Genomic DNA, 3,240 nt, shown 5'->3' with positions numbered 1-3,240 from the left:
CTTCATGGGTGAAAAAAAGGTTACTCGTCGGACGGATAAACTCCGACGTCTCTCTAAGATTATCGGCAAACTCATTCGCACGGGCAAAATTGGTCGTATGCAAAGCAATATATATACCCACCATGATCCCTGCAACCGTCACAAAGGGGGCCATAACCCGAACTTTGGAGTACCCGATGGCGTAATACGCAGCCAGTGCATTGGATCGGATCAACTCTACCAGTGAAGCGATCATTGCAAAGACCAAAGAGATGGGAAGCATCATATCTACGGCGTAGAAGTACTTATACATCGTGTAAATCAGCACTAAATTGGCTGAATGGGGAAGTTCCGAACCGTTATCCATCAAATCGAATCCCACCATAAATGTACTCAATGCGATCATAATGATGAGGAAATAGCGGAGATAAAGAGATGAGAGTGTAATAAAAGCGAGCATAAGAGCCTAATGTAAAATAAATTGGAATTTATTGTACCCAAATCACCCTAAGAAGCGATAAGGCTATCCTTTTATGGAACACTTTGAAGCAACTTCTTCCACGTTTTTTATCAAAAGCATCTCTACCGCATCTGCGGCATTTTGAATCCAAATCGGAAGTTTTTTCCCCTCTTCAGGATTAAACGCGTGAAGAACGTAATCCGCCACCTGCGATTTATGTTCGGGTTTTCCGATCCCCATTCGGACACGGACATAATCGGCACCGATAGCTCCATCGGCCGATTTCAATCCGTTATGCCCTCCGTGACCGCCCCCTTTTTTAAACCGTAATGCGCCAAACGGTAAATCAAGATCGTCATGGATTACAATTACTTCATCGACTTTATAAAAGTTTTTAACGGCAAGGATAGAGCGACCGGATAGATTCATATACGTTGTGGGTTTCAGAAGAAAATGTGATCCCATTTTAAACAGCTCCCCTTCAAAGGAGCTCTTTGAAACATTCTGCACACTATGGCGACGGCAAAGCTCGTCGATCACCATAAACCCGACGTTATGACGGGTCGATGCGTACGTCGATCCGGGGTTTCCCAGTCCGACGATCAGCATTATTATTTCGCTTTGATGATACTAAGAACCGATACGCGATCTGAATCGGTAAATGTTACGTTCTCAAGACGCGGTAAATCACGAACCAATACCGAATCACCCAAGTCAAGCGGAGCGACATTGATTTCGATAGATGTAGGAAGATTTTCGATAGATGTTTTAACGCGAAGACGTTTTTTCGCAACAAACAACATCCCTTTGTTTTTCAAACCGACCGGAGTTCCTACCGCTTTTACCGGTACATGATAGTGTGTTACAACATTCGGCTGTGCAATCATCAAATCAACATGCAACAAATTTCCTGAAACCGGATGAGACTCATACCCTTGAACGACAAGGTTCATCTCTTTGCCTCCTACATTTGCAGAAAACGCTACTGTTTCTTTATTGCGCACAGTACGGATAAAGTCGTTCATTTTGAACGCGGCGTGAACGTTTTCAAGCCCTTTTCCGTAAATGTTGGCGATAAGATAACCATCACGGCGATATGCTTTTGTAGCAGCTTTGCCAATACTCTCTCTTACGATGCCTTCTAACATAATCATGTCCTTCAAATAAAATGGGACGGATTATACTTAAAAAAACCTAAAAATATTCTAAATCACTCTTTTAATCCGATAAAGTCTTCTTCTTTAAACTCTTTCGGTCCGTCATCAACCCCTAATTTATCCTTGTCAATGGTTGTACTTAGTCCTTCCATTTTCAAGCGCAGGTCAGATGCGGAAGTCGCATAAGAGAGCGCATCGTCACGTGAAATTTTACCTGACAGATACAAGTCTAAAATCCCCTGATCGAATGTTTGGGATTTATAGAGTTCTTTTCCTTCGGCAATCGTATCGGGAATCTCTACGTCCCGATTTTCAGCAATCAACTGTTCGATACGAGGCGTTCGTATCAAAATTTCCAATGCCGCCGTTCGCTTCCCTTCGACTGTCGGAATGAGCCGTTGAGAAATAATCCCTTTGATAACGGAAGAGAGTGTCATCCTTACCCGATTCTGTTCGGCAGTCGGGAATACGGAAATAATCCGGTTTACCGTCTCTTTCGCATCCAACGTATGCAGTGTCGAGAATACAAGATGCCCGGTATCGGCTGCATGCAACGCGATTTCAATCGTCTCGACATCCCGCATCTCCCCGACCAAAATAATATCGGGGTCTTCACGCAATGCGGCACGCAATGCATTTCCGAAGCTCAACGTATCTTGTCCGATACTGCGCTGATTGACGATACATTTACGATCTTTATGAACGAACTCGATCGGGTCTTCAATCGTTATAATATGCTTTCGGCGTTTCCAATTGATCTCATTAATCAATGCTGCCAGTGTTGTCGACTTACCGCTTCCCGTAACCCCGGTCACCAGAACCAGTCCCCTCTCCATTTCGGCAAAGCGATGCACGACTTCCGGCAAGCCCAATTCATCCACCGTTAAAATTTTGACGGGAATCAACCGGAAGACGGCAGAAATACCTTCCATTTGAAAAAAGATATTGATACGAAAACGGGTGTTTTCATCGAACGGATAGACCAAGTCAAGCTCTTTTTTTTCAACCAATTCCGGAAAACGGGTACGAAGCAACTCTTTCGCAAAAATGAGTGCGTCGTCTTTTGAGAGTATCTCTCCGGAAAGGGGAATGATCTCCCCGTTAATGCGGGCACGGACAACCGCATTTGCTTTGATATGCAGGTCACTTCCCCCCGCATCGACCATTCGACGCAAATACCCGCGAATCTTTTTTAAAACTTCAAAATTCAGTTCGCTGATATTCGTTTGGTGAATTTCCGGATTATTCATGTTTACTCCAATGCGTTTAGGATTTCAGTAAATGCAACTTTAAAAGCTTCCAATCCTTCCCTGATCTGCTCGTCGATGACCCGATCCATATCGACATCGGCCTGTATAACTTTTTGCTGATGCGATACGATTACAGACGATGCCAACGGCAATTTAAGTGATTTGTCATTTCCTGCGACATACGCATCGATTGTAGCGATCGGAGCCGTATTGACACTGTTAGGGGCCAGCAATTCATCGATATAATAAGAAGCTCTAAATTCGTCCCCTTTGACCCCCGTGCTGGCAAATAATACGCGGCATTTCGGAACCTTTAAGGCCTCAACACGATTATAAATATCCGCCGCATTCATGATACCGCTCAAACCTGTCGTGACCCCATTACTTCGAAGGA

The 3,240-nt window shown here is 44.2% G+C and carries 5 protein-coding genes; all 5 read right to left on the bottom strand.

What is annotated here, in order from left to right:
• Nucleotides 1–439 (bottom strand): LptF/LptG family permease (locus Q0389_RS11945; protein WP_298694435.1); only part of this gene is annotated, 439 nt, incomplete at its 3' end.
• A gap of 63 nt (nucleotides 440–502) precedes the next feature.
• Complete coding sequence (gene pth / locus Q0389_RS11940) at nucleotides 503–1,048, bottom strand: aminoacyl-tRNA hydrolase (RefSeq protein ID WP_298694432.1); 546 nt, start codon at nucleotides 1,046–1,048, stop codon at nucleotides 503–505.
• 2 nt (nucleotides 1,049–1,050) lie between these two features.
• On the bottom strand, nucleotides 1,051–1,587 hold the full coding sequence (locus Q0389_RS11935) for a 50S ribosomal protein L25/general stress protein Ctc (RefSeq protein WP_298694429.1): 537 nt from the start codon (nucleotides 1,585–1,587) through the stop codon (nucleotides 1,051–1,053).
• Nucleotides 1,588–1,649: 62 nt separating this feature from the next.
• On the bottom strand, nucleotides 1,650–2,846 hold the full coding sequence (locus Q0389_RS11930; protein WP_298694427.1) for a type IV pilus twitching motility protein PilT: 1,197 nt from the start codon (nucleotides 2,844–2,846) through the stop codon (nucleotides 1,650–1,652).
• Between the two features lie 2 nt (nucleotides 2,847–2,848).
• A partial coding sequence (locus tag Q0389_RS11925) for a transaldolase family protein (protein ID WP_298694425.1) occupies nucleotides 2,849–3,240 on the bottom strand: 392 nt, incomplete at its 5' end.

It is taken from the genome of uncultured Sulfuricurvum sp. (assembly GCF_937936435.1).
GTDB lineage: Bacteria > Campylobacterota > Campylobacteria > Campylobacterales > Sulfurimonadaceae > Sulfuricurvum.
Note: the sequence above shows the minus strand (reverse complement) of the source record. Positions and strands in the feature narration are given on the sequence as shown.